This window comes from Amorphus suaedae, from assembly GCF_053629675.1.
This window is the reverse complement of the sequence record NZ_JBRJIT010000002.1, coordinates 1,329,720-1,352,193: the sequence shown is the minus strand read 5'-3', so window position 1 is coordinate 1,352,193 and position 22,474 is coordinate 1,329,720. Positions and strand designations below refer to the sequence as shown.

Genomic DNA, 22,474 nt, shown 5'->3' with positions numbered 1-22,474 from the left:
GCTCATCCGAAAGCCTCGGCCCCGCGGTTGCGGGCGAGCAGGAAGAAGCCAAAGGCGAGCGTCATCATCACCATGGTCCAGACCAGACCGAAGGCCGCGAGCTCGCCGCCCTGGCCGTTGACCCAGAGGTCCAGCATCGCGACCGCGATCACCTGGGAGCGCGGTCCCGCCAGCAGGACGGCGACGGACAGCTCCTTGGAGCAGATGAGGAAGATGAAGATCCACGCCGACAGCAGCGCCGGCGACAGCAGCGGCGCGATCACCCGGCGCAGCATCGCCGACAGCGGCGCGCCGGAGACCGTGGCCGCCTCCTCCAGCTCGCGGTGGATCTGCAGGACGCCCGAGTAGGAATAGCGCATGCCGTACGGCATGTAGCGGATGAGGTACGCGATCATGATGGCCCACAGCGATCCGTAGATCGGCAGCGGCAGCCGCAGATAGATCTGCATCATCGCCACGCTCATGACGATGCCCGGGAAGATCAGCGGGATCGTCGACAGCTGGTCGATGGCCCACGAGAACGGCCCCCGCCGCGCCGCGATCCATCCCGACAGCGCGCTCAGGAGCACGACGAACGTGGCCGCACCCGCCGAAACCAGCACGGTGTTGATCGCCAGGTTGAGATAGTAGGTCTCGCCGAGAACGACCCGGTAGTTGTCGAGGTTGAGGAACGGCACCATCCGCAGCGCGATGCCGCTCATGTACGGCAGCAGCGACAGCCAGACGAGCGCCAGGATCGGCAGCAGCAGCACGATGACGAACTCCGCCACGATCAGCGCGCCGGCCAGGTACTTGTAGGCGCCGAGATCGAACAGGCGCGGGCGATACGCCTTGCCGGTGATGCTCTGGTAGCGGTCGGCGTTCCGGGCCAGCCGCCCGTAGAAGGTGAACAGGATCGCCACAAGCACCAGCAGGATCATCGCGAAGGCCGACGAGTGGCCGAGATCCGGCGGCATCTGCTGGGTGCTCTCGTAGACGTCGGTGGTGAGCACGTCGATCCCGCCCGGCATGCCCACCAGCAGCGGCACCTCGAAGGCTTCGATGGCGCGGATGAAGACGAACATGCCGAGCGCCAGCACCGCTGGCATGGCGAGCGGCAGAGACACCCGGCGCACCGTCTGGAAGACGCTCGCCCCGCTCATCCGGGCCGCCTCCTCCATGTCGGCGTTGGCCGCGCGGAAGGTCGACGACAGCATCAGGAAGACCAGCGGCGACCAGAGGAACCCCTCGATCAGCACCATGCCCACCATCGAGTTGGCGTTGATCAGCGGCTCCGTCGCGCCGGTGAGCTGCCGGTAGACCGTGTTGAAGGGCCCGACGTTGCCGAGCAGGAACAGCCACGCCACCACGTAGAGAATGTACGGCGTCCCCATGGAGACGATCGCCGTCACGTAGGCGAGCATCTTGCACGGCGCGTTGGTGCGCTCCACGACCCAGGCGATGACGCCGCCGACCAGGAACGACACGACCGCGCTGCCGGCCGCGAAGATGACCGAATTCAGGAATGACGCGGCCAGGTGCCGGTCCGCCAGCAGCTTCTGGAAGTGGTCGAGCGTCCAGCCGGTGACGACGCCGCCCGGCCCCAGCTCGGCGATCGAGCTGCGCGCCAGCATGACGATCGGCGGCAGCACCAGCAGCAGCAGGATGGCGAGGATCGCCAGCGACAGCGGGGTGCGCGCATCCCGCCGCAGGCCGGAGAAGACCGACCGCTTCTTCGGGGGTTCAGTCCAGGAAAGGCTTGCGTCAGCGCTCATGCCCGGTCCCGCCAGCTATCGGCCATCCCGGCCGGCCCAAATCCGTGTCAGCGCCCCTGGAAAACCGGCGGGCGCTTCTCGACCACCGCGCGGGTCGCCTCGCGCGCATCCTCGGTCGCCATCAGCCGCGTGCTGTACTGCTGCTCGCGCGCATAGCCCTCGTCGACGGGCATGAATTCGACCTCGTTCATCGCCTGCTTGCCGAGCCGGAGCCCGAGCGGCGCCTTCGCGGCGATGACGCCGGCGAGGCGCTCGGCCGCGTCCATCAGTCCGTCCAGCGGCACCACCTCGTCGACGAGCCCGATGCGGAACGCTTCGGCCGCGTCGATGGGCTTGCCGGTGAAGAACATGCGCCGCAGCGCACCCTGGGGAATGAGCCGGCCGAGATGGGCGGCGCCGCCGCACCGGCCGACGTTGATCTCCGGCAGCCCGAAGGTGGCGTTCTCCGCCGCGATCCGGACGTCGCAGAGCGAGGCGAGCACGCATCCCGCCCCGAGCGCCGGGCCGTTCACGGCGGCGATCACCGGGACGGCCGCGGTGCGCACGGCGGTGAACGTCCGGCGGATGACCGCAGCCCGCTTCGGGTCCTCGTCGACCGTCGCGGCGAGGAATTCGTGCAGGTCGAGCCCGGCGCAGAAGGCGCGGCTGCCGGCACCGGTGAACACGATGCAGTTCACGTCGGTCCACTCGGCGGCGCTCTCGAAGACGTCGCCGATCTCCGCATAGATATCGAGGGTGATCGCGTTGACCGGCGGACGGTCCAGGGTGACGCGGGCGATCCGGTCGCTTTTCTCGACGGTCAGGGCCATGGGCTGCGCTTCGTCCTCACGTGTTCCGATTGATGCGTTCACGGGCCTGCGGGCGACGGCGAAAAGGCGCGCGGCGCCCCTCGTAACCGCCCCGACGCCGATTGACACGCCGCATTACATCATTAGTCTAGCCTTTTGATTTTATCAAGTCGGGCAACCCCTTGGACACTCTCTCCGATACCATCCGGATGATCCGGGAAAGCGCCGGCGCGGTCGTCCGCGAGGATGGCTCGCTGACGCGGATCCGGCGCGCGCGGTTCGATGGCCCGGGCTTCGACAGGTCGGTCTACGCCACCATGGTCGAGATGGGGTGGCTCGCCCTGCGGCTGCCCGAGGACGCGGGCGGGCTGGGGCTCGCGATGGCGGACTACTGCGCGCTGGCCGAGACGCTGGGCGCCGGCCTGGTGCCCGAACCGCTGATCCCGGCCGCCCTCGGCTGGCGGCTGCTCGGCGACGCGCTGCCCGCAGATGTCGCGTCGGGCGAACGGCTGCTGCTCGCGGCCTGGCAGGACGCCCCGTCGCGCCTGGACTGGCGCTCCGGCGTCACCCGCACCGATGGCCGGCTCTCCGGCTGCAAGCGCTTCATCGCGGGCGCCGACGCGGCCGACCTCTTCGCGGTCGCCACCGCCGACGGCATCTGCCTCGTCGAGGCGGGGGCCGACGGCGTCCGGATCGAGGCGCAACGCGGCCAGGACGGCGGCACCATCGGCACCCTTCACCTCGACGGCGTGCCCGCCGAGCCGGTCGCCCGTCCCGATGTCGACGCGGCCCTCGACGAGGCCTGCCTCGCAAGCGCCGCCTATCTCTTCGGCCTCGCCGAGCGGGTGTTCGCCATGACCGTCGACTACCTGAAGATCCGCAAGCAGTTCGACCGGCCCATCGGCAGCTTCCAGGCGCTCCAGCACCGCGCCGTCGACCTGAAGATCCAGATCGAGCTCGCCCGCGCTTCCGTGGCGGCGGCGGCCAGCGCCATCGACGGCGGCGCCGAGGCCCCTGCCAGGGCCGCGGCGGTCTCCGCCGCCAAGGCCCGGGTGACGGACACCGCCTTCCTCGCGGTCAAGGAAGCCGTCCAGATGCACGGCGCCATCGGCTACACCGACGAGAGCGACATCAGCCTCTACGTCCGCAAGGCGATGACGGCCGGCAACCTCTTCGGCTCCGCCGCCGTGCACCGCAGCCGCTTTTCGGCCGCCTCCCCACAGATGGCCGGCTGAGAGAGCGAGGAACGCGCCATGGACGTCTTCATCGAGCCCAACGAGCGCGAGGACCTGAACGCGCTCTCCGACGACGACTTTCGCGCCCGGGTGCGCCGGTTCGCCGAGGAGAGCTACCCCGACATCCCGCGCTACTCCCAGCGGCGCCTGCATTTCGTCGAGAGCAAGCCCTGGTATCTGGCGCTGTCGAAGAAGGGCTGGCTGTGCCCCGCGTGGCCGCGCGCCTACGGTGGGCTCGGGCTGTCGGCGACGAAGCAGCTCATCATGATCGAGGAGTTCGAGCGCCACGGCTGCGCGCGGGTCAACGATCTCGGCATCGCCATGCTGGGCCCGCTGCTCATCCGCTACGGCAGCGACGCCCAGAAGGCCTTCTTCCTGCCGAAGATCCTCTCCGGCGAGCACATCTGGGCGCAGGGCTACAGCGAGCCCAACGCCGGCTCGGACCTGGCCGCCGTGCGCACCGAGGCCGTGCTGGAAGGCGACGACTGGGTGATCAACGGCCAGAAGACCTGGACGACGCTCGGCGGCGACGCCAACTGGATCTTCATCCTCGCCCGTACCGACCGGACGGTGAAGAAGCAGGCCGGCATCTCGTTCCTGCTGGTGCCGATGGACGCCAAGGGCGTCTCCGTCCGCCCGATCGAGAACCTCGACCGCCACGACGAGTTCAGCGAGGTCTTCTTCGACGACGTGCGCGTCCCGAAGGACCATCTGGTCGGCGAGGTGAACGGCGGCTGGTCGCTCGCCAAGGCGCTGCTCGGGCACGAGCGCGTCTTCATCGGCGCGCCCCGCCTTTCCGGCAACGCCCTCACCCGCCTGCGCCTGCTCGCGGAGCGCATGGGGGTCTGGGAGGATGCCGCCTTCCGCGACCGCTACACCCGCCTCGCGCTGGATCTCCACGACCTCACCGCCCTCTTCGAGACCTACGTCGAGAAGCTCCGGCGCGGCGAGGAGATCGGCGCCGACGTGTCGACCATGAAGATCTTCCAGAGCGAGCTCTACCAGCGGATCTCCGAGGAGATGCTGGAGATCGCCGGCGAGACGTCCGGCGACATCGACCCGCTGGACGGCGATCCGCGCCTGCACGCGGCGGGCACCTACATCATGGCGCGGCCGACGACGATCTTCGGCGGATCGAGCGAGATCATGCGCAACGTCGTCGCCAAGGCGGTGCTCGGCCTGCCGGGCTGAGGCCGCCGGGCGCCCCTCCCGCCGGCCGGGCCGTCCGCCGTCCGGCGACCGCTCAGCGGTCGTTGAGGACGCGCTGGATCGCATCGTGCAGCGTGGTGGCGATGTCCTCGCGGGTTTCCTGCGTCACCGCCGCGTAGTGGGGCTGCAGCACCACGTTCGACAGCTCCAGGAACCGCGGGTCGATCGCCGGCTCGGTCTCGAAGACGTCGAGTCCCGCCGCGGCGATCGTGCCGGCGGCAAGCGCGTCCAGCAGCGCCTCCTCGTCGACGACGCTGCCGCGCGACACGTTGATGAGGATGCCGTCAGGGCCGAGCGCCTCGAGCACCTCGCGGTCGACGATCCGGTAGGTGGACGGCCCGCCGCTGCAGCTCAGCACCAGCACGTCCACCCGGGTGGCCAGTTCCTTCACCGTCGGCGCGAAGGCGTACGGAACGTCCTTCGCACCGGTGGCGGTGTAGGAGACGTCCATGCCGATCGCGGCCGCGCGCCGGGCGATCGCCGAGCCGATGCGGCCGAGCCCGACGATGCCGAGCCGGCGCGAGTAGAGCCGCCGGGACGGCGACATCCGCTCCTTGCCCCAGCGGCCGGCCCGCACGAACCGGTCTCCCTCGGCGATCCGGCGCGAGGTCGCATACATGAGGCCGAGCGCGAAGTCCGCCGTGTCCTCGGTCACCGCGTCGGGGGTGTTGCACACCTCGATCCCGCGGCGCGCCGCCTCCTCCACGTCGATCTGCTCCAGCCCGGCGCCGTTGCAGGCGATCAGCTCCAGGTTCGGCAGCGATGCCATCAGCGCGGCGTCGGCGCCGGCGACGCTGGTCGTCACCGCGACCCGGTGGCTCCGGTCCGCCGTGCCCGAGGCGCGATCGAGCGTGAAGCTCGCCGAGAGGCGCCGCTCCAGCTCCGGCGGGATCGGCGCGACGACGAGAACCGGGGGCTTGCTCATGTCGCGTCCTGCTCCTTGATGGCGGGAGCCGCCCGCATTTCGCGCACGATGACGCGGATCGAGAGGATCAGCACGGCCACCGTCATCGCCAGCAGCACGGCGCTGATCGGCCGCTCCCAGAAGATCGAGAAACTCCCCCGCGACATCAGCAGCGCGCGCTTGAAATGCTGCTCCATCATCGGGCCGAGGATGAAGCCCAGCAGCAGCGGCGCCGCCGGGTAGGACAGGCGCTGCATCACGTAGCCGACGAAGCCGAAGACGATGACCGTGTAGACGTCGAGGATCTTGTAGCTGATCGAGTAGACGCCGATGCAGACGAAGAACAGCATCAGCGGATAGAGCACGTTGTAGGGGATCGCCAGCAGACGCACCCACACCCCGATCAGCGGAATGTTGAGGACCAGCAGCATGATGTTGCCGATCCAGAAGCTGGCGATCAGCCCCCAGAACATCTCCGGCTGCTCGATGATGAAGCGCGGGCCCGGCACGATGCCGTGGATCATCATGGCGCCGAGCAGGAAGGCCATCAGCGCGTCGCCGGGAATGCCCAGGCTCAGCGTCGGGATGAACGCCGCCTGCACCGCCGCGTTGTTGGCGGCCTCCGGCGCGGCGATGCCCTCGATGGCGCCCTTGCCGAAGCGCGAGGGATCCTTCGCCACCCGCTTCTCCACCGCATAGGACATGAAGGTCGCGATCGTCGCGCCCGAGCCCGGCAGCGCGCCGATCACCGCGCCGATGGCGGTGCCGCGCAGGGTCGGCATGACCACCATCTTCATGTCCTTGCGCGACGGAATCATCGACCGCAGGCTGACGCTCTTGGCATCGAAGTGCTCGGCCGGCCGGCCGTTCACGCTGCCGAGGATCTCGGCGACGCCGAACAGCCCCATGGCGACCGCCACCAGGCTCAGCCCGTCGGCCATCTCCATGCTGCCGAAGGTGAAGCGGTAGGTGCCGGTGTTGATGTCGGTCCCGATCATGCCGAGGCCGAGCCCGACCACCACCATCGCCAGCCCCTTGAGCGGCGAGCCGCGCGAGATCGTCGACGCCACGATCAGCCCCAGGAGCATGATCATGAAGTACTCGGCGGAGGAAAAGCGCAGCGCGAAGCTCGCGATCAGCGGCGTGAACAGCATCATCCCGATGATCGCCAGCGAGCCGCCGACGAACGAGGTGATGGTGGTCACGAACAGCGCGATGCCCGCCTTGCCCTGCTTGGTCATCGGATAGCCGTCGAGGCAGGTGACCGCCGCCGTCACCGTCCCCGGCACGTTGAGCAGGATCGACGCGGTCGAGCTGCCGTACTGGGCGCCGTAGAAGATGCCGGCCAGCATGATCAGCGCGACCGTCGGGTCGAGGTAGAAGGTCATCGGCAGGCACAGCGCCACCGCCGCGATGGCGCCGACGCCCGGCAGCACGCCGACGAAGGTGCCGATCGTCACCCCGACGAAGCAGAAGAACAGCGCGTCCAGCGACACCGCCCGTTCGAAACCGAGAACGACGTTGGAGAAGAAATCCACGGGGTCACCACCAGAACGGGTCGATGGTCAGCCTGAGGCCGACGATGAAGACGAGATAGCCGAGGATCGCCGCGCCCAGCGCCGTCAGCAGCGCCCGGCGCGGCCGCATCCCGACCTCGGCGAAGGCGCTGACGAACACCAGGACGAGCGTTGCCGGGACCAGCCCGGCCGACACGACGAGAACGGCGAAGGCGACGAGCCCCAGGCCGATCATGACGAGCGGCCGCATGGGGAAGGAGATCGGTTGGGATCCCGAGCGCAGCGCCTCCGGCGCCAGCAGGACTGCGAAGACCATCAGGAGGACGCCGAGCGCCGCCGGGAAGAAGCCGGGGCCCATGCGGTTGATGGCCCCGACCCCGTACTCCACGCCCTCCAGCGCCATGTAGGCCCCGAACGCGAACATGGCGACGACGAAGATCGTCTCCAGCACGTTGGTCCGCACGCTCGCATCGACGTCGCCGACCTTCACGCCGAAGCCTCCGTGTGCAGCCGTTCCTTCAGGGCGGGCCCCAGGCCGCCGGCGCGCCAGATATCGATCATGCGCGGCGCCCAGGGCCGGAAGGCAAGCGTCTCGCCGGTGTCGACGTTCCTGACCGTGCCCGCCGTCAGGTCGGCCTCCACCCGGTCGCCGGTCGCAGCAAGGCCGCTCACGCCCGGGCAGGTGATCAGCGGCAGGCCGACATTCAGTGCCTTGCGGATGAACGCGGAATCGGTGCTTTCGGCCAGCACCGCCGCAATGCCGGATTCGCGCATGGCGACGCAGGCGTGCGGGTGGCTGTGGTGGCCGAAGTTGCGGCCGGCCACGATCACGTCGCCCTTCTGTACCCGCTCGGGGAAGTCCGGCATCAGCGTCGTGAAGCACATCGCCTTCAGCGCCGGAATGTCGAAGGTGCCGAGGTCGGGCACCTGCGAATACTGGATGATCCCGTCGTCGGCGCTGATGTTGTCGCCGAACTTCCAGACGCGTCCCTCGATCCGGCTCATGCCGCCACCTCCGCCAGCATCGGCCGCGGATCGGCGATCCGCCCGGCAAGCGCCGATGCGGTGACCACGTAGGGACTTGAGAGGTAGGAGGACGACTCACGGCTGCCGTTGCGGCCGTGATAGTTCATCTGGTGCGTCGAAATCTGGACCTCGCCGGGGTTGAGGAAGCCCTCGTAGCCCCAGCAGGTGGTGCAGCCCGGCGCCAGCACCGTCGCCCCCGCTTCCGCGAAGATCTCCAGCAGCCCTTCGCGCGCGGCCGCCGCATAGATCTCCCGGCTGCCGGGCGTGATGTAGAAGGTCACGTGGGGCGCGATCCGGTGGCCGCGCAGCAGCGAGGCCGCGACGCGCAGGTCGTCGAGGCGGCCGTTGGCGCAGGAACCGATCGCCGCCTGGTCGACCTTCACGCCCGCGGCATCCTCCACCGGCACCACGTTGTGCAGCTCCGGCGGCAACGTCACCATCGGCGACAGCGCGCCGAGGTCGTAGCTGGCCTCGAAGGCGTACTCGGCGCCCTCGTCGCTCTCGAAGACCTCGAACGGCTGTCCGTTGGCCCGGCCCCGGGCATATTCCAGGGCGAGCGCATCGACCGGCATCAGCGCCGTGTCGGCGCCGGCATGGTACGAGCAGGCGAGGATCGACTGCCGCTCGTCGAGGGAGAGGCTCGCGACCCCCTCGCCCGCATACTCGATGCAGGACTGGGTGAGCGTGTCGGTCTCGGCGAAGTCGCGGATGATAGTCTGGGCGAGATCGCGGGCGAGCACCCCGTCGCGGAGCCGCCCGGTTAGCGTGAATCGCACGGAGCGCGGCACCATCATCCAGTTCGTCTCGAAGATCTGGGTGACCACCACCTCCGAGGACATCGGGATGTTGAGGGCGCCCACCACCCCGATCGACGCGATGTTCGGCTCGTCGGAGAAAACGAGCGTGCCCGGACGCGCGAACCCGTCTTCGATCAGTACCTGGTGGCGCAGGCCGCTGCCCGGACCGTAGAAATGGGCCCCGTGCTTCGCGGCGAAGTCACGCATTTCCCTGTGGGCCTTGTAGTAGGCCGTGCCCATTCCGGCAGACGTGGTGTGGTCCACGACCATCACCACCTTGTCCGGCCGGGCCAGGCTGGTGGCGCCGGACCTGTCGATCACCGCCTTGCGGGCGGGCCAGGCGATTTCCTGGCAGACGGTGCAGTCGGGGGTGACGTCGACGTACTCGCCCGGCTCGACGCTGTCGCGGCCGGCTGCGCGCGCGACGATCTTCTGTGCGATCGTCTGCTTCATGGCGGACTGTCCTGAACAAGGAAGGGGGCGCGGCGCCTTGGGCGGCGCCGCGCTGCTGCTCAGTTCGACTTGAGACCGGCCTTGTCGATCAGGCCCAGCATGCGCTCGGAGTCCTTGGCGAGGTAGGCCGCGAACTCGTCGGACGGCATGTAGAAGACCTCCGCGCCGCGGCTCGTCAGCTTCTCGGCGACGTCCGGCGAGGTGACGGCTTCCTTGATGGCCGCGTCGAGCTTGGCGACCACGTCCTTCGGCGTGCCGGCCGGCGCGGAGATGCCGTACCAGGTGCTCATCTCGAACCCCTGGAAGCCCTGCTCCTCCATGGTCGGCAGGTCGGGAAGCTTGGCGCTGCGCTTCGACGAGGCGACGCCCAGCGGGATCAGTTCGCCGTCCTCGATGTAGGGCATCAGCGGCGGCGCGTTCAGGAACGCCATGTCGACGTTGCCGGCCAGCACGTCGACGACGGCCGGCGCCGCACCCCCGTAGGGAATGTGCGTGAGCGTCGCATCGCTGGACTGCTGGAAGAAGACGGCCGCCAGATGCGGCAGGCTGCCGACGCCGACCGAGGCGAAGCTCACCACGCCGTCGCCGCTCTTCGCCTTCTTGACGAGATCGTCGAGGGTCTTGGTGTCGGACTTGGCGGACACGACAAGTACGTTCGGAACGATCGCCACCATGGCGACCGGCTCGAAGTCCTCGATGCCCTTGTAGTTCACCTTCTGGATCGCCGGGGTCACGACATGGGTCGGCGAGCCCGCGATCAGCAGCGTGTAGCCATCCGGATCGGCCTGCGCGACGGTGCTGGCCGCAATCGCCGTGGCCGCGCCCGGGCGGTTTTCCACCACCACCGGCTGGCCGAGGATCTGCGACACCTTCTCGCCCACGGTGCGGGCGATCAGGTCGGCCGGGCCGCCCGCGGAATACGGGTTCACGATGGTGATCGGATGATCCGGAAACGTCTGGGCTTGGGCGGCTCCGAGGGAACCGACAAGGGCCAGCCCGACGGCAGCGGCTGCGAAACGTCTCATGGTGCTTCCTCCTTCGACGGAGCCGGACAGCTTCCGCCATTCACCGGTACGTCGTTCGGCCGTGGGGATGTTCGGGTCCCTTCTTTCCGGCCATTTCCGCTTATAGGCTAGACTAATAACCTTTGCAAACCGCCTCGTGCGTTGGGACGCCTATTTCGCGTCCGCCGTCTCCGCCAGAAACGCCATCAGCGCGCGGTTGAAGGCGGCGGCGTTCTCGACGTTCGGGATGTGTCCGGCATCCGGGATCTCCACGAACCGCGATCCCGCGATCCGCTCCGACAGCTTCCGCATCCCGGCCGGCATCCCCCCGTCGTTGGCGCCGGCGATCAGCAGCGTCGGCACCGCGATCGTCTCCAGCACATGGGCGAACTGATAGTTCTGAAGTGCGCGCGCGCAGGCGACGAAGCCTGCCGCCTGCATCGCCGCGATGCCGCGCCGGACGCGGTCCGCGCCGCCCTTCTCGGCGAAGGCCGGGGCGAACCAGCGCGCCACGGTGGCGTCGGCCACGGCTTCCATGCCCTCGGTCTCGGCGTGGACGATCCGCTCTTCCCAGGTCGCCGCGCCCGTTGCCGCGGTCGCCGCCTGCCCGTCGCAAAGGACGAGGCGCCGGATCCGCTCCGGCTGGCTGGCATAGACGCTGAGCGTCGTCGGCACGCCCATCGACAGCCCGACGAAGGTGCAGCGGTCGACGCCGAAATGGTCCATCAGCGCGCGCGCGTCACCGCCCAGCTGGTCGAAGGTGCACGGCCCCGGCGGCACGTCGGTGCCGCCATGGCCGCGCTGGTCGTAGCGCAGGATGCGGTACCGGTCCTTCAGCGCCTCGACCTGGCTGTCCCAGATCGAGAAATCGGTGACGATCGAATTGGAGAAGACGATCCACTCCCCGGCCTCTCCATCCACCTGGCACCTGAACGTCAGGCCGTCGTGGCGCACCGCATCCGTCACCGACATGATTTCTCCCGCGTAGACCCGGCCGCCACAGGGGCCGGCTGAACAAAAGGTCGTTCAACCGAACTTTAGAGTTTTGCCATCCGCATTTCCAGAGGGCGCGGCTGCCGAATTCCCAACGAAGGTAGGCCGGCAGGGTTCAGGCCGACCGCCAGTCCGCCTGCCATCGGGTGCGGCGCACATGCCCGAACCCGGGCGCATCGTCGAGCACCAGGCACCCGTCCTCGACGCTCGGCGGCGCATGGGCCGTGTCGGAAAAGTGCGCGAACTCGGCGATCTCGGCGAAGCCATCGAGGGTCGCGATGCTGGCCGCCACCTGCGCGCCGGCGAGCGACACCAGAGGTCCGCCGAAGGCCGTGCCCATCCGCACGGCGACGCCGTGGGCGCGCGCCATCTCCACCATCGCGAGCGTCGGCAGGATGCCGCCCGAGCGCGCGAACTTCAGGCAGATGCCGTGCGCCGCCTTGCGCGCCAAAACATCGGCGAGATCGCCCACCCCGAACAGCCTCTCGTCGGCCTCCACCAGCGGCAGCCGCACGGCGGCCGCGAGCCGCGCCATCGTCTCCCGGTCGGACGCGGGCACCGGCTGCTCGACGCGCGCGACCCCGAGGTCGGCGGCGGCCGCGCAGAAACGGACGGCGCCGTCGAGATCGTAGGCCTGGTTCGGATCGATGTAGATCTCCACGGCCGCCCCGACGCGCTCCCGCACCGCCGCCACCCGCTCGATGTCCTCGTCGAGCCGCCCCGCCGCCTTCAGCTTCACCGCCCGGTAGCCCTCCGCAACCAGCGCCCCGGCGGTATCGGCCATCGCCGCCGGCGCCTTGATCGGCACGATGCGGACCACCGGCACGCGGTCGCGGAAGCGCCCGCCCAGGAGCACCGCCACCGGCACGCCGTGCATCCGCGCGGCGAGGTCGATGAGCGCCATCTCCACGGCGGCGAGCGCCGGACCGGACACGCCGCGCTCGCGCGCGAGCAGCGTCGCGGTCACCCGGTAGGCGACGGCTTCGCGACCGAGGCAGGCCGCAGCGAGGCGCCCGCACGACGCGGCGAGCGCGTCGCGGTTCACGCCGAGGTGGCCGAGCACCGGCGAGTAGCCCTCCCCCACCGTGCCGTCCTCGGCCCGGAGCGCCACGAACACGCCTTCCAGGCGCGGCACATGGGCGGTGCCGTAGCGCCAGTCCGGGTCCAGGTTGTCGAACGCCGAAGGCTCGACCGAAAAGGCCGCGATCTTCATTCCGGCCTGGCCTGGCCGGCCAGCCGCGGCGCCGCCTTGAACCCGTAGCCGTACCCGAACACCGCCAGCGCGATCACCAGCCCGACCACGTCGCTGCGCCCCTCCGGGATCAGCATCAGCGCGCCGGCAACGCCGACCGCGATGCGCAGCACCGCGGTCAGCCGGCCGAAATAGTGCAGGTACCCCTCGAAGGCGCAGGAGATCAGCCAGATCGCCAAGGTCGCGGTGGCGACCGCCATCACCACCTCCACCGGCTCGCCGCGCAGGATCAGCGCCGGGTTCAGGACGAAGGCGAACGGCAGGACGAACAGGATGCTGCCCAGCCGCATCGCCTTGATGCCCGTCTCCAGGCTGTTGGAGCCGGCGATCACCGCCGCCGTCACGGCGGCAAGCGCCACCGGCGGGGTGATGTAGGAGAGCATCCCCCAGTAGAGGATGAACAGGTGGCTGCCGATCTCGTCGAGCCCCTGGCCGGTCAGCGCCGGGCCGAGGATGATCGCGAGGAAGATGTAGCAGGCCGACGCCGTCATCCCCATGCCGAGGACGAAGCTGGTGATCGCCCCGAAGATCAGCAGCAGGGCGGTGTTTCCGCCGGCGTGGAAGATCAGCTCGCGCGAGACCGACGACCCGACGCCGGTGATCGACAGCGCACCGACGATCAGCCCGATACCGGCGAGGATGCCGAACAGGTAGGCCGCGCTGCGCCCGCTCTCGAAGACGATCCGCTCCAGGGTGGCGAACACCTGCCGCGGCTCCTTGAGGATCGCCACCAGCGCCATCAGCCCCGCCGAGATGAACGGCGCGGTGCGCTCCATGTGGAAGAACAGGATCAGCACCACCAGCAGGATGAGCCCGCCCAGGTGCGGCCAGCCGTCCCGAAGCGTCGGCCAGAGCGACGGCAGCTGGTCCTTCGGCAGCCCGGCAAGGCCTTTCTTGGCGGCGTAGGCGTCCACCTGCAGCAGCAGCGCCGCATAGAACAGCACCGCGGGGACCAGCGCCGCCGAGACGACCGTCGAGTAGGGAATGTTCAGGAACGACGCCATGATGAAGCCGGCCGCCCCCATCACCGGCGGCATGATCGTCCCGCCGGTGGAGGCGCAGCTCTCGATCGCGGCGGCATAGGAGGCCGGATAGCCGCAGCGCCGCATGGTCGGGATGGTGAACGAGCCCGTCGAGATGACGTTCGAGATCACGCTGCCGGACAGGCTGCCGAACAGCGCCGACGAGATGATCGACACCTTCGCCGGGCCGCCGCGCGCGCCGCCGAGCAGCGCGCTGGCGAAGTCCATGAAGAAGCGTCCGCCGCCGGTCGCCGTCAGCGTCGCCCCGAACACCAGGTAGCCGATGAGCAGGTCGCTGACGACGCCGATCGGGATGCCGACGATCGATCCCACCCCCATCACGTGGGCGCGGACCGCCTCAAGCACCGAATACTGGGTGCCCCAGAGGATGCCGGGCATGTGGTCGGCGAAGATCGGGAAGACTCCGAAGAAGGTGCAGAGGATGAACAGCGTCAGCCCGCTGGTGCGCCGCAGCGCCTCCAGCACGAGGATGAACAGCACGCAGGCCATGGCGGTCGGCAGCGGCGGCGCGACGAAGTCCCAGCCCCGGCTGATGATCGATTCCGCCTGGCTGGCGAAGTAGAGACCGCACGCCAGCACCGCCACCGCGAGGACGACGTCGTAGAACGGCATCCGGTTGGCGTCCGCCTCCCTTGCGGGAAACAGCAGGAACACGATGCACAGGAACGAGCCGATCAGCGCGTAATAGTACCCGGTCGAGATCAGCTGGAAGCCGAACGCGCGGATCAGGAACACCTGGTTCACCACCAGCGCCAGCGAGGCGAGCGTCAGGATGCCCACCGCCCACCGGGCGGCGCGGCCGCGGTTGGAGGTGGCAACGGGATCCATTTCGACAGCGCCGGTCATGACACGCGTTCCGCGACAGGGGGAAAGTCCCCGCGCGGCGGCCGATCGGCGGGCGGCGGGGACGGGACGGCAGGATGACGGGCGGGCGGCGGAGGCTGCCGCCCACCCGTCGGATCGATCAGCCGAGGTTGGCCTTGCGGTACGCGTCCCAGAACTCCGGCCACTTGGCGTCGGGGACGTTCTTCTCGTCGGCCTCTTCGGTCGCCGTCTCCCAGGCCTTCTTGACCTTCTCCAGGCGGGCGAGCCGCTTCTCGTTCCAGGCCTGGTCCTTGTCGGTCCAGATGCCGATTTCCTCGTAGTAGCGCTGGGCGCCCTCGTGGACCGGCGCGTCGAAGGGCGGGTGCCCGGCCTGGTTGACGTCGTATCCCGCCATCACCGGCGCCGACTTCTTGTAGAGGTCGTAGGTCGAGGCGATCGCCTTGGTCAGCTCGTAGACCTCGTCGGCGCTGCGGTCGGCGTAGACCGACAGGATCGGGTAGCGGTAGGCGACCATCGGCACCGGGTTCTCAGGCGACGCGCCGGGCCCGTTCGTCATGGTCGACGGGGCGAACAGCGGGGCCACCGCGTTCATCCGGTCCCAGCCCTCGGCGTCGTCGGCCGGCACCGGCGGCCAGTGGATGCCGCGCGGGCTCGCCTCCAGTTCGCGCAGCAGGCTCGCGCCCACCACCGCGCCGGCGGCGTCCACGTTGCCGTCGATCACCGCCTGGATGCCGGCGCTGTAGCCGGGCACCTCGATCGCGTCGACGTCGTCCCAGGTCAGGCCGGCAAAGGCCAGCTCACCCTCGATCTTGAAGTTGGTGGAGGGGTGCGCCTGGATCTTGGCGACGCGCCGCCCCTTGAGGTCGGCGATCGTCTTGATGCCGGCGTCCTTGGCCGTGACGATGCCGAACAGCGCCTCGCGGCCCATCAGGGCGCGCAGGTCCTGCGGTCCCCATTCGCGGGTGGAGAAGTCGTAGATCGCCTCCGTCGCGAAGAAGCACTCGTTGGCGAGGAAGCCCATGTTCACGCGGCCCTGCTTGAGCTGCATCATGCGGCCGATCGAGGTTCCCGACGGAACGATGCGGATGCGCGTGCCGAACTTCTCGATCAGCGCGTTGGCGATGGCGGTCGCCTCGATGTAGCCGCTCGAGCCGACGTCGGCCGCCGTCCACTGCATGGTTTTCGGGACATCGGCGAACGCCCGGAACGGAACGATCGACGTGCCCGCAAGGGCTGCTGACGCTCCCAGAAAGGTTCTGCGATCAAGCTTCAATGACATTGTGTGTCCTCCCGACGGATTCTTGGGGCCTGGCCAGTTCTGGGTGGGCCGGGGTCACCGTAGTTCGCCGGGCGGACAGAGCCGTCCGGCGCAAACTCACACGTGCGCGTCGACGGGCAGCGGCAGGCCGCGGACGACGGCGAGGTATTCCTCGGCGATCCGCCGCACGACCTCCCCCGCCGGCGCGATCTCGTCGACGAGGCCGGCCGACTGGCCCGCCTCGACCTTGCCGGTGGCGACGTCGCCATCCAGCGCAGCCATCTTCAGCGAGCTCTGCTGGAATCGGTCCTTGCGGGTGGCGACGTCCGCGCCGGAGAGTTCCAGCGCCTGCATGGCGTCGGTGAACTCGTTGGCGAGCGCCCGGATCATGCCGACGTCGCGGCCGACGGTGCGGGTCGCCGACGGACCGGCCTCCACGATCATCCGCTTGTAGGCGTCGCTGACGGTCGCTTCCGGCGTCGCGATGAAGCGGGTGCCGAAGTTGGCCGCCCCCGCCCCCAGCGAGAGCGCGGCGGCAAGTCCGGCGCCATCGGCGAACCCGCCGGAGGCGATCACCGGAACGTCGGCGACCGCCTTCACCACGGCGCGCGCTAGCACCAGGGTCGACACGAGATCCGGCGGCGGATGCCCCCCCGCCTCGCCGCCGACGACAACCAGGGCGTCGACCCCGGCGGCCGCCGCCTTGACGGCGTGCTCGACGCTGGCGACGACATGGATGCACACCGTGCCTAGCGCCTTGAAGCGATCGAGATATTTCTTCGGCCCGCCCTGGGAGGCGACTAGCACCGGCACCCGCGCCTCCGCGAGAAGGTCGAGCACCCGCTCCGCCCCCTGCCGATAGAGCGGCATGTTCACGGCGAACGGTCGGTCGGTCCCGGCGCGCACGTCGTCGATCGCCCGGACGAGCGCGTCCTCGTACATGGGCCCGGCCGCGATCACCCCGAGGCCGCCGGCCCTGGAGACGGCCAGCGGCAGCGCCGCGCAGGACGACGCCCACGACATCCCGGCCTGTACGATGGGCAGGTCGATCCCCAGGCGCCTGGTAAGGGCCGTTTCGATCCTCATGACGCCACCGCCTGCTCTGCCTCGAGGAGGCTTGCTGCGTGCTGCGCCAGCTTCGACTTCTGAACCTTGGAACTCGCCGTCATGCCGATCGCCTCGAAATCCGGCACGACCCAGATCCGGCGGGGCACCTTGAAGCCGGCCATCTCGCGGCGCGCCCAGGCGATCATCTCGCCTTCCTCGATCTCGCAGCCCTCGTTGGCGACCAGGAAGGCCACCGGCACCTCGATCAGCCGCGGGTCGGCCACGCCCACCACCTGCGCGAGGCGCACCTTCGGGTGCTTGTGCAGGATGTCCTCGACCTCCGCCGGCGAGACGTTCTCGCCGCCGACACGGATGATGTCCTTGACCCGTCCGAGGAACTCCAGCCGCCCGTCGGCGCCGATGCGGCCGAGATCGCCGGTGGAGAGCCAGCCGTCGGCGGCAAGCGCCGCCGCCGTCTCGTCGGGCTTGTCGAAATAGCCGCGCATGACGCTCCAGCCGCGCACCCGGATCTCGCCGCGGGCATCCGCCGGCAGGGTCTCGCCCGTCTCCGGGTCGCGGATCTCGACCTCCAGGCCGGGCTGCGGGCGCATCCGGCCCGACGCGCGGATCTCCTCGCTCTCCCACCAGCACGACTGGGCGATGTTGGGCGAGGCCTCCGACAGGCCGTACCCGACCACCGCCTCGGCCGCCCCCAGCTCGGAGATCACCCGGCGGACGATCTCGGCCGAGGCCGCCACCCAGGCGCCGCGGAGCACCAGCTTGCGCTGCCGGCGGTCCGGATGGTTCAGCAGCATCAGCGCCATGGTGTCGTTGCCGGAGAAGTGCGTACAGCGCTCCTCCTCCAGCAACCTCAGCGCCTCGGCCGGCTCGAACCGCTCCATGGAGACGAGGGTGACGCCGTGCTGGAGCGCCGAGAGCACCGACAGCGTCGACCCGGCGACGTGGAAGAACGGCCGGGCGCTGTGGAAGCGGTCGGCGAGCCGGAAGCCCATCCGGCCGCCGGAGACGAACGCGTTCCCCAGCATGTTGCGGTGGGTCAGCATCACCCCCTTCGGGAAGGACGTGGTGCCCGAGGTGTACTGGATCAGCAGCAGGTCGTCGGGGCCGACCGGCGCCGGATCCTCCTCGCTGCGTAGGTCGCGGAACGCCTCGAAGCCGATGCCGGCCGCCGGCACGTCGTCGCCGATCACCACCAGCCGCTTCAGGTCCGGCAGGTCGTCGCCGGGCAGTCCCGCATCGATCGCCGGCGCGATCTCGCGCAGCATCGCCACGAAGTCCACCTTCAGGAACCGGTCGGCCAGAAACAGCGTCGAGACCCGCGACTGCTTCAGCGCGTACGCCATTTCCGGCGCGCGGAAGCGGGTGTTCATCGGCACGGTGACGGCGCCGATGGTGCCCGCCGCCAGGAACAGCGCCACCCAGCGGCAGCTGTTGCCGAGGCACAGGCCGACGTGGTCGCCCTTTCGGATGCCGAGCGCCGTCATGGCGCCGCTCAGGCGCGCCACCTCGTCGGCGAGGTCGCGGTAGGTCATCCGGCCGTCCGGCGCCACGATCGCTTCGACGTCCGGCACGATCGCGGCGGCACGGGCCAGCGCGGCGGCAACGGTGGTGGGACAGGCGCGGTCGATGTCCATCGCCCTACTCCCCGGCCGCCTTCTTGCCGATGCTGTCGGCGAAGTCGGCGATGCCGCTCCGCCAGTCGCTTTCGGCGAGGTTGCGCTCGATGGCCTTGAGCTCGATCCGGATGCCGCTCTCCAGATCGGTTTCCGATCCGAGATCCACGCACTCCTTGGTCAGTGCCATCGCGAGCGGCGGCGCGGCGGCGATCTGCGCGGCGATCTCGCGGGCCGTCGCCTCCAGCGCGTCCGGCTCCACCACCCGCGCCACGAGGCCGAGCCCGTACGCCTCGTCGACGCCCATGGTGCGCCCGGTGAACAGGAGTTCCTTGGCGCGGCTGCGACCGATCACCCGCTGCAGGCGCTGGGTCGCGCCGACGGTGCCCCACTGCGGTTCGGGAAACCGGAACGTCGCGGCGGTCGAGGCCACCACGAAGTCGCAGCTCATGGCGATTTCGCCGCCCGACCCGACGACGGGTCCCTGCACCACCGCCACCACCGGCTTGGCGCAGCGCCCGATCGTCTCGTAGGCGTGGAAGGACGCGTGCCGCCGGCTCAGCACCCACGCTTCGTCGCGGCCGGTGCGCTCCTTCAGGTCGGCGCCGGCGCAGAAGACCGGGCCTTCCGCCCGCATCAGCACGACGCGCACCTCGGGATCGGCCGACAGCGCCTCGAAGGCTTCGGTCAGGCCGTGGCACATGGCGAGATTGAGCGCGTTGCGCGCCTCGGCACGGGCGAGGACGACGCTTGCGACGGCGCCGTCGCGCTCGACGCGGACGAAGGTGCTGTCGGCCATCAGATCGCTCCCTCTTGCCGGAGTTCGGCGATCTCGCCGGCGCCGAGGCCGAGCTCTTCGCTGAGGATCGCGTCGGTGTCGGCGCCGAGGCCGGGCGGCGTCCCGATCTCGGGATCGTCGAGCCCCTCGAAACGCAGCGGCGTGCGCAGCGCGCGCACGCTGCCCTCCACCGGATGGTCGAAACTGCCGACCACGCCGCGCGCCTGGATGTGCGGGTCCTCGATGCTTTCGGAGACGCTGTTCACCTCGCCGGCCGGAACGCCCGCCGCGCGCAGCGCCTCGGCGAGCGGGGTCCTGTCCTGGGCGGCGACGGCGGAGCGCATGGCGGCCATCACCCGTTCGCGCTGGGCGACGCGAACGGCGTTGTCGTCGAGCGCCCGGTCGGCGGCGAGGTCATCGAGACCGAGCACCTTGCAGATGCGCGCCCAGTGCTGGTCGCTGCCGGAAATGTGCAGCCAGCCGCCGTCGCGGCACTGGAACGCGGCGCTCGGCACCCGCCCGGGATGCTCGGTGCCGGTGCGGTGCGGCGTCTCGCCCAGCGCGAAATAGCGGGCGGCGGCGATGGTGAGCAGGCTCACCTGCACGTCCATCATGGCGACGTCGACGTGGGCGCCCTTGCCGGTGTTCGCCCGGCCGAGGAGCCCGGTCATCGCGGCCATCGCGATCCACAGGCCCGAGGTCAGGTCGGCGAACGGGACCCCGACCTTGGCCGGCGGCCCGTCTGGATGGCCGGTCAGGTCCATCACGCCGGAGAGCGCCTGGAAGATCGTGTCGTAGCCGTTGCGGTCGCGGTACGGGCCGGACTGGCCGAAGCCGGTGTTCGACACGTAAACGAGCCGCGGGTTCTCGGCCGACAGCGCCGCGTAGCCGAGCCCCATCCGGTCCATCGCGCCGGGCAGGAAATTCTCCACCAGCACGTCCGCCTTGCCGGCCAGCCTCCGCGCAATGTCGCGGCCCCGGGCGTTCTTCAGATCGAGGGTGATCGAGCGCTTGGCGCGGTTGAAGGCGAAGTAGTAGCCGCTCTCCCCGCCCGGAAACTTCGGCTCGTAGGAGCGGCTCTCGTCGCCCGAGCCCGGCCGCTCGACCTTGATCACCTCGGCGCCGAGCTCGGCCAGGATCTGGGTCGCCATCGGTCCGGCCAGGACGCGGGAGAAGTCGAGGACGCGGGTGCCCGCCAGCGGCTTCATTCCGGCGCCTCCCGGAAGCCGCGCATGATCGCGTTCACGTCGCGGCCCGCCGCCATCGCCGCGTCGTAGGGAAGGTCGGCGACGCGGTAGAAGAGCTGCTTCACCGCCGCCATCGCCAGCGGGCTCGCCTTCGCCCACGCCTCGGCGATCTCCAGCGCGGCCGCCAGCGGATCGGCGGCGACGCGGTTGGCGAGCCCCATCGCGACCGCCTCCTGCGCCCCGATCAGCCGGCCGAGGCTCACCATCTCGAACGCCGCCTTGCGGCCAAGGCTGCGCTGCAGGCCCGTCATCACCAGCGCCGGCACGATGGAGTGCTTCAGCTCCGGGTAGCCGAACTTCAGCGTCTCGCCCGCCACCATCATGTCGCAGCCGATGGCGAGCCCGGCGCCGCCGCCCACCGTCGCCCCATGAGCGGCGGAGACCACCGGCTTGCCGAGCCCCTGCATCATCGACTGCAGGCGGCAGGTGAGGTCGGCGCGCTTCAGCACCAGGTGCTGGTTGGCCGGCGTCAGGTCCTTGAACTCGGCGAGGTCGGCGCCGGCGCAGAAGCCCCTGCCCGCCCCGGCCAGCACGATCGCCCGCACGCGGTCGTCCGCGTCGGCCGCATGGAACGCGTCCACCAGCGCCTGGGTCAGCGCGGTGTTCAGCGCGTTCAGCTTGTCCGGCCGGTTGAGCGTCAGGATGCGGACGGCGCCGCGGTCCTCGACCAGGACGAGATCGTCGGCGTGGGCGTCAGACATTCACCACCTTTTCCTGCGGGGCGGCTTCCAGGCCGGCCCGTGCCACCATGCTGTAGAGCCGGCGTCCGAGAAGCGCCTCGCAGCGCTCCGAAAGCCGCATCATCCGGTCGAGGTCGATGCCGGTCGAAACCCCCTCGGCCTCCAGCAGCGCGACCAGGTCCTCCGTCGCGACGTTGCCGGTGATGCCGGTGCCGTATTCGATCTCCGCCGGGTGCCCGCCGACGCCGCCGATGGCGCTGTCGAGGTGGGTCGCGCCGGCGTCGAGCGCGGCCATGCAGTTGAGGAGCGCGGTGCCCCGGGTGTTGTGGAAATGACCGACGAAGATCATGTCGGAGAAATCGGAGACGAGGCGGTCGAAGAGCCGCCGGGTCGTCTTCGGCGTGCCCGTCCCGATGGTGTCGCCGACGGTGATCAGCTTGACGCCCAGCGCCCGGAAGCGGGCGGCGTCCTCGGCCACCCGGCCGGGATCGACCGGCCCCTCGAACGGGCAGCCGAGCGCCACCGAGATCACGCCCACCAGCCGGAACCGGTCGCCGGCGGCGGCGACCATCGCCTCGACGCGGCGCCACTGCTCGTCGCGGCTGGCGCGCAGGTTGCGCTGGGTGTGGGATTCGGTGGCCGAGACCAGCAGGCTGACCTCGTTGGCCCCGCGCCCGGCGTCGAAGTCGGCGGCGGCGCGCACGACGGCCCGCTCGTTCGGGCAGGTCGCCTTGTACCAGACGCCTTGCCTGCGGGTGAGCCGCGCCAGCACCTCGCTCGCGTCGCGGAAGGCGGGCACCCGCTCCGGATGGCTGTAGCTGGTGGCCTCGACGCGCGGAAAGCCCGCCTCGGCGAAGCCCTCGATCAGCGCGACCTTCTCCGCCGTCGGCACGAACACGGTCTCGTGCTGCAGGCCGTCGCGGGCGAAGCATTCGCACAGGATCACGTCCGGGCCCATGTCCTCTCCCTGGTCCGTCGCCGCTCGGCACGGTGGACCGGCCGGCGCTCGTTGGTTGCAGCTATGCAGATC

20 protein-coding genes are annotated in these 22,474 nt (G+C 70.0%); 2 read left to right on the top strand and 18 right to left on the bottom strand.

What is annotated here, in order from left to right; genetic code table 11:
• Positions 1 to 2: 2 nt before the first annotated feature.
• Together AB7M35_RS20030 and AB7M35_RS20025 are read right to left on the bottom strand one after the other, a co-directional pair.
• Positions 3 to 1,754: an ABC transporter permease gene (locus tag AB7M35_RS20030; protein WP_453962198.1), complete on the bottom strand. Its 1,752-nt coding sequence runs from the start codon at positions 1,752 to 1,754 to the stop codon at positions 3 to 5.
• Between the two features lie 47 nt (positions 1,755 to 1,801).
• A complete protein-coding gene (locus tag AB7M35_RS20025) occupies positions 1,802 to 2,563 on the bottom strand; it encodes an enoyl-CoA hydratase-related protein (RefSeq protein ID WP_453962196.1) in 762 nt (253 codons plus the stop codon).
• Positions 2,564 to 2,751: 188 nt separating this feature from the next.
• Here AB7M35_RS20025 and AB7M35_RS20020 point away from each other — a divergent pair, with 188 nt between their 5' ends.
• A complete protein-coding gene (locus tag AB7M35_RS20020) occupies positions 2,752 to 3,777 on the top strand; it encodes an acyl-CoA dehydrogenase family protein (RefSeq protein ID WP_453962195.1) in 1,026 nt (341 codons plus the stop codon).
• Between the two features lie 18 nt (positions 3,778 to 3,795).
• Positions 3,796 to 4,968, top strand: coding sequence for an acyl-CoA dehydrogenase family protein (locus tag AB7M35_RS20015; RefSeq protein ID WP_453962194.1), 1,173 nt, complete (start codon positions 3,796 to 3,798; stop codon positions 4,966 to 4,968).
• 52 nt (positions 4,969 to 5,020) lie between these two features.
• Here the strand turns inward: AB7M35_RS20015 and AB7M35_RS20010 are convergent, their stop codons facing one another.
• From AB7M35_RS20010 to AB7M35_RS19935, 16 genes are all read right to left on the bottom strand, one after another.
• Positions 5,021 to 5,911: a 2-hydroxyacid dehydrogenase gene (locus tag AB7M35_RS20010; RefSeq protein WP_453962192.1), complete on the bottom strand. Its 891-nt coding sequence runs from the start codon at positions 5,909 to 5,911 to the stop codon at positions 5,021 to 5,023.
• Entirely contained in the window at positions 5,908 to 7,428 is a 1,521-nt protein-coding gene (locus AB7M35_RS20005; RefSeq protein WP_453962191.1) for a tripartite tricarboxylate transporter permease, read from the bottom strand. The genes AB7M35_RS20010 and AB7M35_RS20005 overlap by 4 nt, the downstream gene beginning before the upstream one ends.
• A 4-nt stretch (positions 7,429 to 7,432) precedes the next feature.
• Positions 7,433 to 7,897 carry a tripartite tricarboxylate transporter TctB family protein gene (locus AB7M35_RS20000; RefSeq protein ID WP_453962190.1) on the bottom strand — a complete coding sequence of 155 codons (465 nt, stop codon included), beginning with the start codon at positions 7,895 to 7,897 and terminating at the stop codon, positions 7,433 to 7,435.
• On the bottom strand, positions 7,894 to 8,412 hold the full coding sequence (locus AB7M35_RS19995; RefSeq protein ID WP_453962188.1) for a LeuD/DmdB family oxidoreductase small subunit: 519 nt from the start codon (positions 8,410 to 8,412) through the stop codon (positions 7,894 to 7,896). Before AB7M35_RS19995 ends, AB7M35_RS20000 begins: the two co-directional genes overlap by 4 nt.
• Positions 8,409 to 9,683 carry a 3-isopropylmalate dehydratase large subunit gene (locus AB7M35_RS19990; RefSeq protein WP_453962187.1) on the bottom strand — a complete coding sequence of 425 codons (1,275 nt, stop codon included), beginning with the start codon at positions 9,681 to 9,683 and terminating at the stop codon, positions 8,409 to 8,411. The genes AB7M35_RS19995 and AB7M35_RS19990 overlap by 4 nt, the downstream gene beginning before the upstream one ends.
• A 59-nt stretch (positions 9,684 to 9,742) precedes the next feature.
• Positions 9,743 to 10,708, bottom strand: coding sequence for a Bug family tripartite tricarboxylate transporter substrate binding protein (locus tag AB7M35_RS19985; RefSeq protein ID WP_453962185.1), 966 nt, complete (start codon positions 10,706 to 10,708; stop codon positions 9,743 to 9,745).
• Positions 10,709 to 10,858: 150 nt separating this feature from the next.
• Positions 10,859 to 11,659 carry an alpha/beta fold hydrolase gene (locus AB7M35_RS19980; protein WP_453962183.1) on the bottom strand — a complete coding sequence of 267 codons (801 nt, stop codon included), beginning with the start codon at positions 11,657 to 11,659 and terminating at the stop codon, positions 10,859 to 10,861.
• Positions 11,660 to 11,795: 136 nt separating this feature from the next.
• Entirely contained in the window at positions 11,796 to 12,893 is a 1,098-nt protein-coding gene (locus tag AB7M35_RS19975; protein WP_453962182.1) for a mandelate racemase/muconate lactonizing enzyme family protein, read from the bottom strand.
• Positions 12,890 to 14,821: a TRAP transporter permease gene (locus AB7M35_RS19970; RefSeq protein WP_453962181.1), complete on the bottom strand. Its 1,932-nt coding sequence runs from the start codon at positions 14,819 to 14,821 to the stop codon at positions 12,890 to 12,892. The genes AB7M35_RS19975 and AB7M35_RS19970 overlap by 4 nt, the downstream gene beginning before the upstream one ends.
• A 118-nt stretch (positions 14,822 to 14,939) precedes the next feature.
• Positions 14,940 to 16,079, bottom strand: coding sequence for a TAXI family TRAP transporter solute-binding subunit (locus AB7M35_RS19965; protein WP_453962180.1), 1,140 nt, complete (start codon positions 16,077 to 16,079; stop codon positions 14,940 to 14,942).
• 96 nt (positions 16,080 to 16,175) lie between these two features.
• Positions 16,176 to 17,144, bottom strand: a complete 969-nt coding sequence (locus AB7M35_RS19960) for an NAD(P)H-dependent flavin oxidoreductase (RefSeq protein WP_453962179.1) — start codon at positions 17,142 to 17,144, stop codon at positions 16,176 to 16,178.
• Entirely contained in the window at positions 17,141 to 18,760 is a 1,620-nt protein-coding gene (locus tag AB7M35_RS19955) for an AMP-binding protein (protein ID WP_453962178.1), read from the bottom strand. Before AB7M35_RS19955 ends, AB7M35_RS19960 begins: the two co-directional genes overlap by 4 nt.
• A 4-nt stretch (positions 18,761 to 18,764) precedes the next feature.
• Positions 18,765 to 19,538, bottom strand: coding sequence for an enoyl-CoA hydratase/isomerase family protein (locus tag AB7M35_RS19950; protein ID WP_453962177.1), 774 nt, complete (start codon positions 19,536 to 19,538; stop codon positions 18,765 to 18,767).
• Positions 19,538 to 20,725: a CaiB/BaiF CoA transferase family protein gene (locus tag AB7M35_RS19945; RefSeq protein ID WP_453962176.1), complete on the bottom strand. Its 1,188-nt coding sequence runs from the start codon at positions 20,723 to 20,725 to the stop codon at positions 19,538 to 19,540. Before AB7M35_RS19945 ends, AB7M35_RS19950 begins: the two co-directional genes overlap by 1 nt.
• Positions 20,722 to 21,465 carry an enoyl-CoA hydratase/isomerase family protein gene (locus AB7M35_RS19940; protein ID WP_453962175.1) on the bottom strand — a complete coding sequence of 248 codons (744 nt, stop codon included), beginning with the start codon at positions 21,463 to 21,465 and terminating at the stop codon, positions 20,722 to 20,724. The genes AB7M35_RS19945 and AB7M35_RS19940 overlap by 4 nt, the downstream gene beginning before the upstream one ends.
• Complete coding sequence (locus tag AB7M35_RS19935; protein ID WP_453962174.1) at positions 21,458 to 22,402, bottom strand: hydroxymethylglutaryl-CoA lyase; 945 nt, start codon at positions 22,400 to 22,402, stop codon at positions 21,458 to 21,460. The genes AB7M35_RS19940 and AB7M35_RS19935 overlap by 8 nt, the downstream gene beginning before the upstream one ends.
• Positions 22,403 to 22,474: the final 72 nt, after the last annotated feature.

Excerpts from the sequence above, each read along its gene's own strand:
- AB7M35_RS19975 (WP_453962182.1), bottom strand. The coding sequence starts at position 12,893 with ATGAAGATCGCGGCCTTTTCGGTCGAGCCTTCGGCGTTCGACAACCTG.
- AB7M35_RS19945 (WP_453962176.1), bottom strand. The coding sequence starts at position 20,725 with ATGAAGCCGCTGGCGGGCACCCGCGTCCTCGACTTCTCCCGCGTCCTG.
- AB7M35_RS20010 (WP_453962192.1), bottom strand. The coding sequence starts at position 5,911 with ATGAGCAAGCCCCCGGTTCTCGTCGTCGCGCCGATCCCGCCGGAGCTG.
- AB7M35_RS19985 (WP_453962185.1), bottom strand. The coding sequence starts at position 10,708 with ATGAGACGTTTCGCAGCCGCTGCCGTCGGGCTGGCCCTTGTCGGTTCC.
- AB7M35_RS19990 (WP_453962187.1), bottom strand. The coding sequence starts at position 9,683 with ATGAAGCAGACGATCGCACAGAAGATCGTCGCGCGCGCAGCCGGCCGC.
- AB7M35_RS20015 (WP_453962194.1), top strand. The coding sequence starts at position 3,796 with ATGGACGTCTTCATCGAGCCCAACGAGCGCGAGGACCTGAACGCGCTC.
- AB7M35_RS20020 (WP_453962195.1), top strand. The coding sequence starts at position 2,752 with ATGATCCGGGAAAGCGCCGGCGCGGTCGTCCGCGAGGATGGCTCGCTG.
- AB7M35_RS19965 (WP_453962180.1), bottom strand. The coding sequence starts at position 16,079 with ATGTCATTGAAGCTTGATCGCAGAACCTTTCTGGGAGCGTCAGCAGCC.
- AB7M35_RS19940 (WP_453962175.1), bottom strand. The coding sequence starts at position 21,465 with ATGTCTGACGCCCACGCCGACGATCTCGTCCTGGTCGAGGACCGCGGC.
- AB7M35_RS19970 (WP_453962181.1), bottom strand. The coding sequence starts at position 14,821 with ATGACCGGCGCTGTCGAAATGGATCCCGTTGCCACCTCCAACCGCGGC.
- AB7M35_RS19980 (WP_453962183.1), bottom strand. The coding sequence starts at position 11,659 with ATGTCGGTGACGGATGCGGTGCGCCACGACGGCCTGACGTTCAGGTGC.
- AB7M35_RS20030 (WP_453962198.1), bottom strand. The coding sequence starts at position 1,754 with ATGAGCGCTGACGCAAGCCTTTCCTGGACTGAACCCCCGAAGAAGCGG.
- AB7M35_RS19955 (WP_453962178.1), bottom strand. The coding sequence starts at position 18,760 with ATGGACATCGACCGCGCCTGTCCCACCACCGTTGCCGCCGCGCTGGCC.
- AB7M35_RS19995 (WP_453962188.1), bottom strand. The coding sequence starts at position 8,412 with ATGAGCCGGATCGAGGGACGCGTCTGGAAGTTCGGCGACAACATCAGC.
- AB7M35_RS19950 (WP_453962177.1), bottom strand. The coding sequence starts at position 19,538 with ATGGCCGACAGCACCTTCGTCCGCGTCGAGCGCGACGGCGCCGTCGCA.
- AB7M35_RS19960 (WP_453962179.1), bottom strand. The coding sequence starts at position 17,144 with ATGAGGATCGAAACGGCCCTTACCAGGCGCCTGGGGATCGACCTGCCC.
- AB7M35_RS19935 (WP_453962174.1), bottom strand. The coding sequence starts at position 22,402 with ATGGGCCCGGACGTGATCCTGTGCGAATGCTTCGCCCGCGACGGCCTG.
- AB7M35_RS20025 (WP_453962196.1), bottom strand. The coding sequence starts at position 2,563 with ATGGCCCTGACCGTCGAGAAAAGCGACCGGATCGCCCGCGTCACCCTG.